The organism is Mycobacterium sp. MYCO198283, assembly GCF_021213805.1.
GTDB lineage: Bacteria > Actinomycetota > Actinomycetes > Mycobacteriales > Mycobacteriaceae > Mycobacterium.
In genome coordinates this window covers 136,425-150,364 of the sequence record NZ_JAJQJI010000003.1, presented here as the reverse complement: position 1 = coordinate 150,364, position 13,940 = coordinate 136,425, and the positions used below count along the sequence as shown (strand labels likewise).

Sequence of the window (13,940 nt, the reverse complement as noted above, 5' to 3'; positions counted from 1 at the left end):
GTTACTCGGGGTCCAGCACGCTGACGGCGATGCCGTACGGCAGGAACCGCACCCGGCGCCGGCCGTCGGTGTTGTGCTGGTTGGCCCGCAGCGCGTCGAGCTCGGTGCGGAACACCTGCTCCACCTGCGCGCCGCCGTTGTCGCCGACGGTGTAGATGACCCAGACGCCGTCGCCCTTCTCGCCGGTGGTCTCCGGTTCGGCGGGCTTGGCGCGGCGGCCCAGGTCGTCGAAGAGGACCGACCAGCCGGCACGCTCACCGGAGCCGTCGAGCAGCCGGCCGAACTGCGAGAACGCGCCGCGCAACCCGTCGCCCACCTCGCGCAGCACCCTGTCGAGGTCATCCGGGTCGAAACCGAACGGATCGTTGCCTGCCATGGTGTCCTCCTCACCGGCCCCGACGAACGGGCCGGAACCACTCCAGTGTGCCCCAGCCCGGTCAGCCGCCGCTGACCAGGCGGCCGGCCAGATAGGTCTCCCGGACCTGCAGGTCGGCGATGGTTTCCCGCGCCACCGTCCGCGGGTCGGCCGACAACACCACGAGGTCGGCGTACTTCCCCACCGCCAGCGACCCGGTGACGTCGTCGGCGAACAGCTGCCACGCCGCGTCGATGGTCTGCGCGCGGATCGCCTGCTCGACGGTGAGCCGCTGCTCGGGGGCCAGCACTCGACCGCTGGGCGCCGTGCGGGTGACGGCGACGGCGATGTTGCGCAGCGGCTCCTCCGGCGTGACGGGCGGGTCGTTGTGCAGCGAGATGCGGATGCCGGCGGCGACCGCGGAGCCGGCCGGCATCCACCGGCTGCCGTGCTCGGGTCCGAAGAGTCCGTCGACGAGCACGTCGCCCCAGTAGTGCAGCTGGTCGACGAAGATGCTGCACGTCACGCCGAGCTCGGCGGCGCGGCGGAACTGCTCGTCGGTCATCGCGCCGACGTGCTCGAGCCGGAGCCGGTGGTCGGTCCGCGGCCAGCGGCGCAGCGCCGCTTCGTAGACGTCCAGGATCGTGTCGATGCCGGCGTCGCCCTGCACGTGGCACGCCAGCTGCCAGCCCCGCGGGAAGTACGCCTCGACGATGTCGGTGAGCTCGTCGCGGGTGTAGTTGGCGTGGCCGCAGGAGCCGGGCCGCACGCCGATGGTCCGGGTGTCGTCGGTGTCGAGGTACGGAAATGTCAGGTCGATGTTGCCGATCCACGGCGAGCCGTCGACCCAGATCTTGACGCCGACCTGCCGGAGCATGTCGTCGCCGTTGGAAAGCGTTGCGGTGGCGGCCCTCTCGGGTGTGGAGATCTCGTAGGTGCGCAGTCGCACGGTGAGCGCCCCGGCGTCGCGCAGCCCGTCGACCAGTGGCCGGAACATCGGGCTGAACGCCATCTCCGAGCACATGGTGAGCCCGGCGGCGTTGAGCCGCCCGCACTCGGCGAGCAGCATCGCCGGATAGTCGGCCGGCTCGATGGCGCCGGCGAGCAGCGGGAACACCGCGCCGGTCTCGCGTGCCGAGCCGTCGAGATCGCCGTGGGCGTCGCGGCCGTATTCGGCGCCCACCGGGTCGAGGGTGTCGCGGGTGATGCCGGCGCGCGCGGCCGCCGCGCTGTTGAAGTACGCCAGGTGGCCGGAGTTGTGGATGATCACCAGCGGCGTGTCGGGGGCCCGGGCGTCGAGCCACGCCAGCGTCGGTTGCGGCAGGCCCCGCTGCAGCAGCGGATCCCAGCCGGACAGGTAGGCGCCGTCGGCGCCGCGGCGGGCGACCTCCGACGCGACGGCCGCCACGACGGCGTCGGCATCGGGGAGGGTGACGGGGCGAATGTCGACCATGCGGTCCGACAGGATCATGGCCTCCATCACCGGGTGGCCGTGGGCCTCGACGAAGCCGGGCAGCAGACAGCCGTCGCCGAGGTCGCGCACCGCGGTCTCGGGTCCCACCAGGGGCTCGACCTCGGCGCGACGGCCCACCGCTGCGATCCGGCCGCCGGTGACGGCGAGCGCCTCAGCGGTGGAGAAGGCGTCGTCGACGGGCAGGATCGTGCCGTAGAACACCAGATCGGCAGCCGCCATGGCACCTCCTGCACCAGGAGGCGCAGCTTATCGCTTGGCGGACGGGCTCACGTCCTCACTGGAAAGGTTGGGGCGGTCGGTCGCTTCTTCGACGGTCTTCTTGGTGTCCTCCGCCTTGTCGGCGTAGTCCTGCAGGGATTCGTCGCCTTCTTCAGCTCGCATGGGGGTGGGCTACCCGGGTTGGCGCGTGTTGCACCGCGAAAAGCGCAGTGAGACCCGCAACACCTGCGACGGCGGCGTGGTGCAATGACCCGATGAGCGGACATCGCGACGACATCGACGCCATCGAGCAGGTGAAATACCGGTATCTGCGAACGCTGGACACCAAGGACTGGGATGCGTTCGCCGGCACGCTCACCGAGGACATCGTCGGCGACTACGGCTCGTCGCTCGGCCAGGAACACCGCTTCACCGATCGGGCGTCGCTGGTGGAATTCATGCGGACGGCCATGCCCGCGAACGTCGTCACCGAGCACCGCGTCACCCATCCGGAGATCACGGTCGACGGGGACGAGGCGACGGGCATCTGGTACCTGCAGGACAAGGTGATCGTGCCCGACTTCGACTTCATGCTCATGGGCGCGGCGTTCTACACCGACAGCTACCGCCGCACGTCCGACGGCTGGCGGATCAGCCACACCGGCTACCAGCGCACCTACGAGGCGACGCTGTCGCTCAAGGCGCTCGACTTCACGCTGCGGCCCGGAAAAGCGCTGCGGGTGTAGCTATTGGCGATCGCGATCAGGGCGCCCGGGCGCAGCCACCGCATGATCGCCACCAGCGTGGCGTCGTCGATGGCCACGCAGCCGGCGGTCGGTCCGCCGTCGGTGGTGTGGACGAAGAAGGCGCCGCCACGGCCCGGCACCCGCTCCTTGTTCACGCCCATGACGACGGCGTGCGCGTACTGCGGGATGGCGAGGTTCTCGGTGCCGTCGGCGGGCGACGTGCTGAACGGACACCGCGCCTTCTCGCACACCTGCATCGTGTTGTAGGTGGGGCTCTTCATGTCGCCGTCCCACCAGTGGTTCGGCCCCACCCGCACGTAGGGGAGGCCGCCGCCCGGGTTGGGCGCGGTGCCGAACGCGAAGTCCAGCGTGAACACGCCCATCGGGGTCATCATCGAGCCGTCGACGTGGTCGGCCGACATGCCCTTGGCGCCGATGTGCGCCGGGATACCCGCCGCCACCGGCTGCCAGCCTGCGCCGGTGCGCTGGTAGACGTCCATCGTCGCCGCCGACCCGCCGCCGCCGACCACCGAGATCACCTGTGTCGCAGCGCCCACCGAGCGGGCGAACCACGGCGCGCCCACGGCGCCGGCGGCCGGGGCGGCGGCCAGCGCCAGCACCGACACCCACAGCGCGGCCAGCCATCGCAACACCGGTTCATGGTCGGTGCGCCCACATTGCGGGGTCAAGTAAAGGTTTAGACACGGCGGCGGCCGCTACGTTGATGCCATGACGAGGGTGGCATGGCGGCGACCGCAGGGACTGCACCGGATCACCCACGGCCTCGGCACGCTCGACCGCGAGATCTTCGACGCCGTCGCGGAAACGCCCACCCCGCTGCTCGACACCGTGATGCCGCCGCTGACGCGCGCCGCCGACTTCTCCAAGCTGTGGCTGGTCATCGCGGCGGCACTGATCGCCAGCAACAAGCCGACGGCCCGGCGCGGCGCCGCCCGCGGGGTCGCGACCCTCGCCGTCACCAGCCTGTTCACCAACCAGGTGGCCAAGCGGATCCGGCGCCGCCCGCGGCCGCTGTTCGACGCCGTGCCGCTGATCCGGCGCAGCAAGCGGATGCCGACGTCGAACTCGCTGCCGTCGGGTCATTCCGCGAGCGCCGCCGCGTTCGCCGTGGGCGTCGGCCTGGAGGCGCCGCTGCTCGGGCTGCCGCTCGCGCTGCTCGCCGGGCTGGTGGGGCTGTCGCGGGTCGCGACCGGCGCCCACTACCCGGGCGACGTCATCGCCGGGCTGGGGATCGGCGCCTCGGTCGCGGTGATCGGCGGGCGGCTGGTGCCTCCCCTGGTGGTCAGCAAGGTGCCGGCCACCGAGCCGCTGTGGCTGGACGCGCCGCGGCGACCCGAGGGGCAGGGCGTCGTGCTGGTGATCAACCCGGCGTCGGGCAGCGGCACCGGGGCCCGCGTGATCGCCGAGGTGCGGCGCGCGCTGCCGGCCGCGGAGATCGTCGAGCTCGGCCCCGACGACGACCTGGTGGCCGCGCTGCGCGACGCCGCGACCCGCGCCGAAGTGCTGGCCATCGGCGGCGGCGACGGCTCGGTGTCCTGCGCGTCCGGCGTCGCGATCGAGACGGGCCTGCCGCTGGCGGTGTTCCCGGCCGGCACGTTCAACCACTTTGCGAAGGACATCGGCTGCAGCACCGTCGCCGACACCGTGAACGCGATCCGCGACGGCCACCTGTCGCGGGTGGACCTGGTGTACCTGAACGAGGATCAGCTGGTGGTCAACACCGCCAGCATCGGCGCCTACCCGCGCTACGTGGAGCTGCGCGAGCGCTACGAGCGCCGCATCGGCAAGCCGCTCGCCAGCGCCTATGCGTTGCTGCGGGTGCTGCGCGAGGACAAGCCGATCCGCATCCGCTTCGACAACAAGACGGTGGACACGTCGTTGTTCTTCCTCGGCAACTCGACCTATCTACCCAGCGGCTTCGCGCCGTCACGCCGCACCCGCATGGACGACGGGCTCATCGATGTCCGGATCCTGGAGAACGGCAGCCGGTTCGGCCGGCTGCGGGTGCTGGCGGCGCTGGCCACCGGCCGCCTCGAGCGCAGCCCGCTGTATCACGAGATGCAGGTGCCCGAGTTCACCTTCGTCAGCGAGGACGGGCCGACGGTGATCGCGCGCGACGGCGAGCTCGGTGACGCCCACGAGCAGGCGACCTTCACGGCGCACTACCGGGCGCTGCCGGTGTACCGGCCGCGTTCTCGCCGCTAGCCGGCCGCGACAGCGGCTGCGGGCGGATCACCGCGAGGCAGAGCAGCACGCACAGGTAGCCGACGGCCCAGCCGGCCAGCACGTCGGACGGGTGGTGCACGCACAGCAGCACCCGGCCGATTCCCACCGCGAGGATGACGGCGACGCCCGGCGCCCACCACCACCGGCGGGGCCGCAGCACCACCAGCAGCGCCACGACGCCCACCACCGCACCCGCGGCATGCCCCGACGGGAACGACGTCGCGTGCGCGTCGACGAACGCCTCGGCGGGCCGGGGCCGGTTCGCGACGGCCTTCAGCACCTCCACCGCCAGGCCGCCGAGGCCCGCGGCCGCGACGAGGAACACCGCGGCGCGGCGGTTGTGCTGCCGCCAGGCCGCGACCGCCACGACCACGGCGGCCAACCGGAAGCCGGTGGGACTGAACACGTCACAGCACAGGCCCCAGAACCGGATCCATCCCGGCCGGTCCGCGCCGAACGCCGCGGCGGCGCCGACGCCGTTGTCGTCGACGGCCACCACCAGCGGCCACTGCAGCGCGTAGCCGGCCCACATCGCTGCGACGACCGCCACCGCGAGCACCGCGTGAGCGACGGTCCACCAGCGGCGCATCGTCCCAGCCTAGGTGCGGCCGCAGCACCCGACCCCCGCACTTCGATCGACGACAGCAACATCGCCGTAAACGCGCCGAAACACATCCTGCTTAGCGTCGGGCAGCGCTTCGCCGACCATCCGAAGGGAACCCATGACGCAGAACCTCGAGCGGAAACCGGCCTCCGGGACCGGGTCGCCGGTGATCGTGGCCGTCACCACCGACCTCGACACCATGACCGCCACCAGGGAAACGCTGGAGGACTACACGCTGCGCTTCGCACCGCGCAGCTACCGCAGGTGGTCCACCGGCGTCGTCGGCATCTCCGCACTGGGCGGCATCGCCTACCTCGCCGACTTCGCGATCGGCGCCAACATCGGCATCTCCTACGGCACGGTGAACGCGCTGTGGGGCATCCTCATCTTCGCGGTCGTGGTGATGGCGACGGGCTTCCCGGTGGCCTACTACTCCGCGCGCTACAACATCGACCTCGACCTGGTGACCCGGGGCAGCGGCTTCGGCTATTACGGCTCCGTCGTCACCAACGTCATCTTCGCGACCTTCACCTTCATCTTCTTCGCGCTCGAGGGCTCGATCATGGCCCAGGGCCTGAAATTGGGGCTCGGCATCCCGCTGTGGCTCGGGTACGCGGTGTCGACGCTGATCATCTTCCCGCTGGTGATCTACGGCATGAAGGCGCTGTCGACGCTGCAGGTCTGGACGACGCCGCTGTGGCTGATCCTGATGGTGGCGCCGTTCATCTACCTCGTCGTCAGCCATCCCGAGTCGGTCAGCCAGTTCTTCGCCTACCGGGGCGAGAACGGCGTCGACGGCTTCGACCTGGGCTCGACGCTGCTGGCCGCCGGCGTGTGCCTGTCGCTGATCGCGCAGATCGCCGAGCAGAACGACTACCTGCGCTTCATGCCGCCCCGCACCGCGGAGAACGCGCGCAGTTGGTGGACCTGGATGTTCCTCGCCGGCCCGGGCTGGGTGATCTTCGGCGCCGTGAAGCAGATCGTCGGGCTGTTCCTCGCGGTGTACCTGATCGCCAACGTCGCCGACAGCGCCGGCATCGCCAACCAGCCGGTGCACCAGTTCCTGGAGATCTACGAGAACTTCATGCCGGGCTGGCTCGCGATGACGCTCGCCGTCGTCCTCGTCGTCATCAGCCAGATCAAGATCAACGTGACCAACGCCTACTCCGGGTCGCTGGCGTGGACGAACTCCTTCACCCGGGTCACGGGCCGCTACCCCGGCCGGCTGGTGTTCCTCGGCGTCAACCTGCTGATCGCGCTGGTGCTGATGGAAGCCAACATGTTCGACTTCCTCAACACCATCCTTGGCTTCTACGCCAACTGCGGGATGGCGTGGGTGGTGGTGGTGGCCAGCGACATCGTGTTCAACAAGTACCTGCTGCACCTGTCGCCGATGCAGCCCGAGTTCCGCCGCGGCATGCTCTACGCCGTCAACCCGGTGGGCTTCGGCTCGATGCTGCTGGCCGCCGGGCTGTCGATCCTCGCGTTCTTCGGCGGGCTGGGTGAGGCGGTGCGGCCGTACTCGCCGCTGGTGGCGATCGGGCTGGGCCTCGTGCTGCCGCCGCTGTTCGCGATCGCGACGAAGGGCCGCTACTACCTGCGCCGCACCGACGACGGCATCGACCTGCCGATGTACGACGCGCTCGGCAACCCCGCCGACGACCGGCTGCGCTGCCAGGTGTGCCACCACGACTACGAGCGGCCCGACATGATCGCCAGCGCCAAGGGCGACCACATCTGCTCGCTGTGCCTGTCCACCGACAAGGCCGGTGAACACGTGCTGCCCGCACAGTCGTAGCGCACGCGACCCAGACGCGGCCATGCCGGGCGACACCTGCCGGGCATGGCCGCGTTGCTGCGCGCGGCCCGGATGAGGGCAACCCTTGCGCAACCGGTTCCGACCGACCAGCGTGTACCGGCGTCGGAGACGACGGGAGGAGATTCGGTGACCAAGCCGCAACGGCACAACGTCCTGCTGGTGCACTGGCACGATCTGGGCCGCCAGCTCGGGGTGTACGGAAACCCCGGTGTGACGAGCCCGCGGCTGGACGCGCTGGCCGCCGAAGGCATCCTGTTCACCCGCGCGCACGCCACCGCGCCGCTGTGTTCGCCGGCGCGCGGCTCGCTGTTCACCGGCCGCTACCCGCAGAGCAACGGCCTGGTGGGGCTGGCGCACCACGGCTGGGAGTACCGCAGCGGCGTCCGCACGCTGCCGCAGCTGCTCGGCGAGGCGGGCTGGTACTCGGCGCTGTTCGGCATGCAGCACGAGACGTCGCACCCGGCGCGGCTGGGCTTCGACGAGTTCGACGTCTCGAACTCCTACTGCGAGTACGTCGTCGCCCAGGCCACCGACTGGTTGCGACGCCGCACCGACCAGCAGCCGTTCCTGCTGACCGCCGGGTTCTTCGAGACGCACCGGCCCTATCCGCGGGAGCGCTACGAGCCCGCCGACCCGGCCGCGGTCGACGTGCCCGGCTACCTGCCCGACACCGACGACGTCCGCGCCGACCTCGCCGAGTTCTACGGCGCCATCGCGGTCGCCGACGCCGCGGTCGGTGAGCTGCTCGACGTCCTCGACGACACGGGGCTGGCCGACGACACCTGGGTGGTGTTCTTCACCGATCACGGCCCGGCCTTCCCGCGGGCCAAGTCGACGCTGTACGACGCCGGAACCGGCATCGCGACCATCATGCGGCCGCCCCGCGCGCTGCGGCTGCCGCCACGGGTCTACGACGAGCTGTTCAGCGGGGTGGACCTGGTGCCGACGCTGCTCGGGCTCTTGGGCGTCGAGGAGCCCGCCGACATCCAGGGCCTCTCGCACGCGGCCGCGCTGACGGCCGTCGACACCGCGCCGGTGCGCCGCCAGGTGTACACGTCGAAGACCTACCACGACAGCTTCGACCCGATCCGCGCCATCCGCACCAAGGAGTGGAGCTACATCGAGAACTACGCCCGCCGGCCGCTGCTGGACCTGCCGCTGGACATCGAGGCGAGCCCGTCCGGGCAGGTCGTGGCGCCGCTGGTCACCGACGAGCGGCCCGAGCGCGAGCTGTACCACTTGCCCGACGACCCGGCCGAGCAACACAATCTGCTGGCCGGCGAACCCGACGCGCACGCCGAGGCCGTCGCGAAGGACCTCGCGGAGCAGCTCCACGAGTGGCGGACCTACACCGGCGACGTCATCCCGTCCGAGTTCGCGGGCACCCGGATCTCGGAGCGCTACACCGAGACGTACCGGGCGATCCGGGGTTTGCGGTTGCCGTCGCGGTCGGCGATCGCCACCGAGCGCGGTGTGGATCAACAGACCGGCTGACGCGCAAGGGTTTTGCGCATGGTGACGGTATCCGCAGGTCAGCGGCGTGAATCGGGTGTGGTTAGGGTGTGGCCATGACTCGCAGCGCGTCTTCGTATCTGGTGCTGGCGTCGCAACGCAGCGGCAGCACCCTGCTGGTGGAGTCGCTGCGCGCCACCGGCGTCGCGGGTGAGCCGCAGGAGTTCTTCCAGTACCTGCCGACCACCAGCCAGGCCCCGCAGCCGCGCGAGTGGTTCGCCGACGTCGACGACGAGAGCATCCTGCGGCTGCTCGACCCGTTGGACGCCGGCACACCCGACATCGCGCCCCCCGAGATCTGGCGCGACTACATCCGGACCGTCGGCCGCACACCCAACGGCGTGTGGGGCGGCAAGCTGATGTGGAACCAGACGCCGCTGCTGCTGCAGCGGGCCGCCGGGCTGCCCGACCGGTCGGGCGACGGTCTGCTCGCGGCGATCCGCGACGTGATCGGCAGCGACCCGGTGCTGGTGCACGTCTACCGGCCCGACGTGATCTCGCAGGCGGTGTCGTTCTGGCGCGCGGTGCAGACGCGGGTGTGGCGCGGCCGGCCCGATCCGGTGCGCGACAGCCGGGCCGAGTACCACGCGGGCGCCATCGCCCACGTCGTCCGCATGCTGCGGGCGCAGGAGGAGGGCTGGCGGCGGTGGTTCGCCGAGGAGAACGTCGCACCGATGGACGTCCCGTATCCGGTGTTGTGGCGCAACCTCACCCAGATCGTCGGGGACATCCTGGAGGCGCTCGGCCAGGACCGCCGGCTCGCGCCCGCGCCGGTGCTGGAACGCCAGGCCGATCAACGCTCCGACGAATGGGTCGATCGCTACAAGCGCGACGCCGAGAGGGAAGGGCTGCCGACATGACTGCCAGCACGGTGACCGAGGCCCGTCGGGTCGACGAGCTGCGGCTGCTCGAAGCCGAGTCCGTGCACATCATCCGCGAGGTGGTGGCCGAGCTGGCACGCCCGGTGCTGCTGTTCTCGGCGGGCAAGGACTCGATCGTGCTGCTGCGGTTGGCGGAGAAGGCGTTTCGGCCCTCACCGCTGCCGTTCCCGGTGATGCACGTCGACACCGGCCACAATTTCCCCGAGGTGATCGAGTTCCGCGACCGCCGCCTCGGCGAGCACGGGCATCAGTTGATCGTGGCGTCGGTGCAGGAGTCGATCGACGCCGGCCGGGTGCCCGATCCGGGGCCGGGCGCGTCACGTAACCGGCAGCAGACCCGCACGCTGCTCGACGCGCTGGAGGCCGGCGGTTTCGACGCCGCGTTCGGCGGCGCGCGACGCGACGAGGAGCGGGCCCGCGCCAAGGAGCGCATCCTCAGCTTCCGCGACGAATTCGGGCAGTGGGACCCCCGGGCGCAGCGCCCCGAACCGTGGTCGCTGTACAACGGGCGCATCCGCAAGGGCGAACAGGTGCGCGTGTTCCCGCTGTCGAACTGGACCGAGCTCGACATCTGGCGCTACATCGAGCTGGAGAACCTCGAGCTGCCGTCGATCTACTTCGCGCACCAGCGTGAGGTGTTCGAACGGGACGGCATCCTGCTCGCGGTGTCGGAGTACGCGAAACCCGCTGCGGGCGAGCGGTCGTCGGTGGAGTGGGTGCGCTACCGCACCGTCGGGGACCTCACCATCACCGGTGCCGTGCGGTCGCGGGCCACCGAGATCGCCGGGGTGATCGCCGAGATCTCGGCGGCGACGGTGTCCGAGCGCGGGGAGACCCGCGCCGACGACCGGACGTCGGTGGCCGCGATGGAGGACCGCAAGCGGGAGGGTTATTTCTGATGAGCGCTCGCGCGAAGAACGAGGAATTCTGATGGTTTCGACGAGTCCGGCGGACATCGCCACCACCACCAAGACCCGGCAGCTGTTGCGGCTCACCACGGCCGGTTCGGTCGACGACGGCAAGAGCACGCTGATCGGCCGGCTGCTGCACGACACCGACAGCCTGCCGCTCGACCACCTGGAGGCGGTGAAGGACGCCGAAGGGGTCGCCGACCTGGCGGCGCTGTCGGACGGGCTGCGGGCCGAACGCGAGCAGGGCATCACGATCGACGTGGCGTACCGGTTCTTCTCGACCGAGTCGCGCAGCTACATCCTCGCCGACACCCCCGGCCACGAGCGCTACACCCGCAACATGTTCACCGGCGCCAGCAACGCCCACGTGGCGATCTTGCTGGTCGACGCGCGCGCCGGGGTGCTGCGGCAGACGCGGCGCCACGCGCGCATCGCCAAGCTGCTGGGCATCCGGCACTTCGTCGCGACGGTCAACAAGATCGACCTCGTCGACTTCGACGCCGGCCGGTTCGACGAGGTGGAGCAGCAGCTGCGGCAGGTGGCCGCGCGGCTGCACCTCGACGAGCTGACCGTCATCCCGATCGCCGCGAAGCTCGGCGACAACGTGGTGCACCGCTCCGAGCGCACGCCCTGGTACGACGGGCCGACGCTGCTGGAGTACCTGGAGAACGTGGAACTCGAAGCGCCGCAGGCGCAGCCGGAGCATCTGCGGCTGCCGGTGCAGTGGGTGTCGCGGCCCTCCGCGCACGTGAGGAGCGATCAGACCGTAGCCGAAGTGCGGCGGCGCTACACCGGCCGGCTGGCGGCGGGCACGCTGCGGGTCGGCGATCCGGTGGTGTCGCTGCCGGCGGGGACGCGCTCGACGGTGACGGCGCTCGACACCCTCGACGACGACCGGACGACTGCCGTCGCGCCGCTGTCGGTGTCGGTCGAGTTGGCAGACGACATCGACGTCGGCCGCGGCGACGTGTTGGTCAGCGGCGCCGACTCCGCGGTGCTGCCGGTGCTCGCGCGGGAGGTCGAGGCCACGGTCTGCTGGTTCTCCGACGCGCCGCTGCGGGCGGGCGACCGGTTGGCGCTCAAGCAGACGACGAAGACCGTGCGCGCGACCGTGCAGGAGTTGCACAGCCGGCTCGACCCGGAGACGCTCGACGAGCTGGACGGGCCGGTCGAGTTGACGCTCAACGACATCGGCACGGTGACGCTGCGCACCAGTTCGGTGGTGATCGCCGACACCTACGCCGAGAACCGCGACACCGGCGCGTTCATCCTCATCGACGAGCAGACCAACGACACGGTCGGCGCGGGCACCATCCTCGCCGCCCGCGAGGTGAAGCCGGGGGCGCAGACGCGCAACGACATCCGGTGGCATCCGTCGTCGCTCGACCGCGATTACCGGTGGTCGTCGACGGGTCAGCGCGGCGCGACGCTGTGGTTCACCGGGCTGCCGGCGTCGGGCAAGTCGACGGTCGCGGTGGCGGTGGAGCGGGCGCTGGTGGAGCAGGGGCGAGTGGCGTACCTGCTCGACGGGGACAACCTGCGCCACGGGCTCTCCGACGACCTCGGCTTCAGCCCCGGCGACCGCGCGGAGAACATCCGCCGCGTCGGGCACCTGACGCGGCTGCTCGCCGACGCCGGCGTGGTGGCGTTGGCGTCGCTGGTGTCGCCGCTGCGCTCCGACCGCGAGATCGCCCGCGCGCTCAACGACGCCGCGAAGCTGCCGTTCCTGGAGATCTACGTCGCGACGCCGCTGGCCGAGTGCGAGAAGCGGGACCCTAAGGGCCTCTACAAGCGGGCGCGGGCCGGCGAGCTGAAGGGGCTCACGGGCGTCGAGGCGCCCTACGAGCCGCCCGAGCACCCGGACCTGGTGCTCGACACCACCGGCGCCGACGTCGACCAGCTGGTGGCGCAGGTGCTGGAGCTGCTCGACGCCAAGACGCGGCCGTCGTAGCTAGGGCTTGTGCCCGACGGCGAACACCCGGCGGAACGCGAACAGCGTGCCGTGCTCGCCGCGCGGATAGCACTCCCGCAGCCGGGCCGCGTACTCGGCGGTGAATTCGCGCTCGTCGTCGGGAGACAGCCGCGCGAGCAGCGGCCGCAGCCCGGTGCCGCGCATCCACTCCAGCACCGGGTCGGGCCCGTCGAGCACATGCACGTACGTCGTCTCCCACGCGTCGGCGTGCAGCCCGGCGTCGAGCAACACCCGCGCATAGTCGGCCGGTCCGAAGACGGTGTCGACGGCGGGCACGGCGTCGCGCAGTCCGTGGGCGTCGGCCAGCTCGCGCAGCACGCGGTAGGACGGCGAGTCGTGGTTGCCGGGCACCTGCACCGCCAGCCAGCCGCCGCGCGGCAATGCTGCCGCCCACCGCGCCAGCAGCTCGTCGTGGCGCGGAACCCATTGCAGCACAGCGTTGCTCACCACGACATCGACGTCGTCGGCCGGGACGAAGTCGCGGGCGTCGCCCAGCGCGAACGACACCCCGTCGAGGTGGGCGGCCTCGGCGATCATCTCCGGTGAGGAGTCGACGCCCTCGACGGCGGCGCCCGGCCAGCGCTCGGCGAGCAGCGCGGTGAGGTGGCCCTGCCCGCACCCGACGTCGACCACCCGCCGCGGCGTGTCCGCCTCGATGCGCGCCGTCAGGTCGAGGAACGGCCGGTCGCGCTGCGCCGCGAACCGGCCGTACTGCGTGGGGTCCCACCGCACCCGACCAGCCTATGCGGTAAGCAAGAACCATGGCTGTCAAGACGCTGCTGCCGGCTGTCGCCGCGGTGCTCGCGCTGCTCGCGGGCTGTTCGGACGACTCCCAGGACGGGCCGCAATCCACGACCACCTCCACCGTCACCGCGACCACCTCGACCGTCACCACGACGACAGCCACCGGTTCGAGCGCGCCGCCCGAGCAGGCCCACGGGGCGTTCGGGCAGTGCCTGACCGACCACGGCGTGCCCGCCGACTTCGTGCCGCAGCCGGGCGCCCCGGAAGGTCCCCCGCCCGGGCCGGCTCCCGGACCCGCGGCGGCCACCGGCTCGCCCGCGCCGCCGCCCGCCCCGCCCGGCGTCGCCGAGGACGTCTGGCGGCAGGCATGGTCGGATTGCGCGACGCTGCAACCGACTCCGCCGCCCGGCTAAGGGTCTACCATCCGGTTGATTGGCTTGCGGCGCCACGCCCGTCGGCCTCCCGCCCGCGAAAGGC

14 protein-coding genes are annotated in these 13,940 nt (G+C 71.3%); 8 read left to right on the top strand and 6 right to left on the bottom strand.

Annotation, left to right across the window (positions count from 1 at the left end):
• Nucleotide 1 precedes the first annotated feature (1 nt).
• The 3 genes from LV457_RS07300 to LV457_RS20080 form a co-directional block, all read right to left on the bottom strand.
• A complete protein-coding gene (locus LV457_RS07300) occupies nucleotides 2-376 on the bottom strand; it encodes a hypothetical protein (protein ID WP_232170120.1) in 375 nt (124 codons plus the stop codon).
• Between the two features lie 61 nt (nucleotides 377-437).
• Entirely contained in the window at nucleotides 438-2,048 is a 1,611-nt protein-coding gene (locus tag LV457_RS07295; RefSeq protein ID WP_232170119.1) for an amidohydrolase, read from the bottom strand.
• Between the two features lie 27 nt (nucleotides 2,049-2,075).
• The gene (locus tag LV457_RS20080) at nucleotides 2,076-2,210 is read right to left on the bottom strand and encodes a hypothetical protein (protein ID WP_255701617.1); all 135 of its coding nucleotides are present in this window, start codon (nucleotides 2,208-2,210) and stop codon (nucleotides 2,076-2,078) included.
• 92 nt (nucleotides 2,211-2,302) lie between these two features.
• On the opposite strand from LV457_RS20080, the gene LV457_RS07290 reads away from it, so the two are divergent.
• Complete coding sequence (locus tag LV457_RS07290) at nucleotides 2,303-2,773, top strand: nuclear transport factor 2 family protein (RefSeq protein ID WP_232170118.1); 471 nt, start codon at nucleotides 2,303-2,305, stop codon at nucleotides 2,771-2,773.
• Here LV457_RS07290 and LV457_RS07285 read toward each other — a convergent pair.
• A complete protein-coding gene (locus LV457_RS07285) occupies nucleotides 2,704-3,426 on the bottom strand; it encodes a L,D-transpeptidase (RefSeq protein ID WP_374198753.1) in 723 nt (240 codons plus the stop codon). The genes LV457_RS07290 and LV457_RS07285 overlap by 70 nt on opposite strands.
• 76 nt (nucleotides 3,427-3,502) lie before the next feature.
• Here LV457_RS07285 and LV457_RS07280 point away from each other — a divergent pair, with 76 nt between their 5' ends.
• Nucleotides 3,503-4,999, top strand: coding sequence for a bifunctional phosphatase PAP2/diacylglycerol kinase family protein (locus LV457_RS07280; protein WP_232170117.1), 1,497 nt, complete (start codon nucleotides 3,503-3,505; stop codon nucleotides 4,997-4,999).
• Here the strand turns inward: LV457_RS07280 and LV457_RS07275 are convergent.
• A complete protein-coding gene (locus LV457_RS07275) occupies nucleotides 4,947-5,609 on the bottom strand; it encodes a phosphatase PAP2 family protein (protein WP_232170116.1) in 663 nt (220 codons plus the stop codon). The genes LV457_RS07280 and LV457_RS07275 overlap by 53 nt on opposite strands.
• A 214-nt stretch (nucleotides 5,610-5,823) precedes the next feature.
• Between LV457_RS07275 and LV457_RS07270 the strand changes: the two genes are divergently transcribed.
• From LV457_RS07270 to cysC, 5 genes are all read left to right on the top strand, one after another.
• Complete coding sequence (locus tag LV457_RS07270) at nucleotides 5,824-7,422, top strand: cytosine permease (RefSeq protein ID WP_232170427.1); 1,599 nt, start codon at nucleotides 5,824-5,826, stop codon at nucleotides 7,420-7,422.
• Nucleotides 7,423-7,569: 147 nt separating this feature from the next.
• A complete protein-coding gene (locus tag LV457_RS07265; protein WP_232170114.1) occupies nucleotides 7,570-8,937 on the top strand; it encodes a sulfatase in 1,368 nt (455 codons plus the stop codon).
• Between the two features lie 74 nt (nucleotides 8,938-9,011).
• On the top strand, nucleotides 9,012-9,815 hold the full coding sequence (locus LV457_RS07260) for a Stf0 family sulfotransferase (protein ID WP_232170113.1): 804 nt from the start codon (nucleotides 9,012-9,014) through the stop codon (nucleotides 9,813-9,815).
• A complete protein-coding gene (gene cysD, locus LV457_RS07255) occupies nucleotides 9,812-10,735 on the top strand; it encodes a sulfate adenylyltransferase subunit CysD (RefSeq protein WP_232170112.1) in 924 nt (307 codons plus the stop codon). The genes LV457_RS07260 and cysD overlap by 4 nt, the downstream gene beginning before the upstream one ends.
• A 31-nt stretch (nucleotides 10,736-10,766) precedes the next feature.
• Entirely contained in the window at nucleotides 10,767-12,698 is a 1,932-nt protein-coding gene (gene cysC / locus LV457_RS07250) for an adenylyl-sulfate kinase (RefSeq protein WP_232170111.1), read from the top strand.
• Here the strand turns inward: cysC and LV457_RS07245 are convergent, their stop codons facing one another.
• The gene (locus tag LV457_RS07245; protein WP_232170110.1) at nucleotides 12,699-13,451 is read right to left on the bottom strand and encodes a trans-aconitate 2-methyltransferase; all 753 of its coding nucleotides are present in this window, start codon (nucleotides 13,449-13,451) and stop codon (nucleotides 12,699-12,701) included.
• A gap of 29 nt (nucleotides 13,452-13,480) precedes the next feature.
• Here LV457_RS07245 and LV457_RS07240 point away from each other — a divergent pair, with 29 nt between their 5' ends.
• A complete protein-coding gene (locus LV457_RS07240) occupies nucleotides 13,481-13,876 on the top strand; it encodes a hypothetical protein (RefSeq protein ID WP_232170108.1) in 396 nt (131 codons plus the stop codon).
• Nucleotides 13,877-13,940 lie beyond the last annotated feature (64 nt).

Bases quoted from the DNA above. Each gene is read 5' to 3' on its own strand.
- LV457_RS07295 (WP_232170119.1), bottom strand. From the start codon at position 2,048: ATGGCGGCTGCCGATCTGGTGTTCTACGGCACGATCCTGCCCGTCGAC.
- LV457_RS20080 (WP_255701617.1), bottom strand. From the start codon at position 2,210: ATGCGAGCTGAAGAAGGCGACGAATCCCTGCAGGACTACGCCGACAAG.
- LV457_RS07270 (WP_232170427.1), top strand. From the start codon at position 5,824: ATGACCGCCACCAGGGAAACGCTGGAGGACTACACGCTGCGCTTCGCA.
- LV457_RS07240 (WP_232170108.1), top strand. From the start codon at position 13,481: ATGGCTGTCAAGACGCTGCTGCCGGCTGTCGCCGCGGTGCTCGCGCTG.
- LV457_RS07300 (WP_232170120.1), bottom strand. From the start codon at position 376: ATGGCAGGCAACGATCCGTTCGGTTTCGACCCGGATGACCTCGACAGG.
- cysD (WP_232170112.1), top strand. From the start codon at position 9,812: ATGACTGCCAGCACGGTGACCGAGGCCCGTCGGGTCGACGAGCTGCGG.
- LV457_RS07290 (WP_232170118.1), top strand. From the start codon at position 2,303: ATGAGCGGACATCGCGACGACATCGACGCCATCGAGCAGGTGAAATAC.
- LV457_RS07275 (WP_232170116.1), bottom strand. From the start codon at position 5,609: ATGCGCCGCTGGTGGACCGTCGCTCACGCGGTGCTCGCGGTGGCGGTC.
- LV457_RS07260 (WP_232170113.1), top strand. From the start codon at position 9,012: ATGACTCGCAGCGCGTCTTCGTATCTGGTGCTGGCGTCGCAACGCAGC.
- cysC (WP_232170111.1), top strand. From the start codon at position 10,767: ATGGTTTCGACGAGTCCGGCGGACATCGCCACCACCACCAAGACCCGG.
- LV457_RS07280 (WP_232170117.1), top strand. From the start codon at position 3,503: ATGACGAGGGTGGCATGGCGGCGACCGCAGGGACTGCACCGGATCACC.